Source organism: Paenibacillus sp. GbtcB18, from assembly GCF_019091125.1.
Taxonomy (GTDB): domain Bacteria; phylum Bacillota; class Bacilli; order Paenibacillales; family NBRC-103111; genus Paenibacillus_F; species Paenibacillus_F chitinolyticus.
Genome location: NZ_JAGXJX010000864.1, coordinates 1 through 236, shown reverse-complemented (window position 1 = coordinate 236; position 236 = coordinate 1). Strand labels below are relative to the sequence as shown.

Annotated in this window: 1 pseudogene; it reads right to left on the bottom strand. The window is 44.9% G+C overall.

The annotated features are described in order from the left end of the window. Nucleotides 1–236 (bottom strand): annotated as a pseudogene (locus KVT34_RS31150) (DUF2268 domain-containing putative Zn-dependent protease); the annotation flags it as partial.

Genomic DNA, 236 nt, shown 5'->3' with positions numbered 1-236 from the left:
GTAGACTTTTACGCACCGCATGCTCACACTCTAACCAAAAAATTTCGTACGAAATCAGCTCTATCTCTGCCGAAATCTGAGTAGTAATCTGTTCAGGGGCTCGTTGCATCATATTATTCATCGTAATCACGTCAAAACCGTTCGCCTCTCCAGCTCTAAAAGGGATCGGGTGAATGTGCCATTGTTTCATAAAGGGGGCCATCATTTCGTTTCTGATCAGGTCAGGCTTTTCCTCG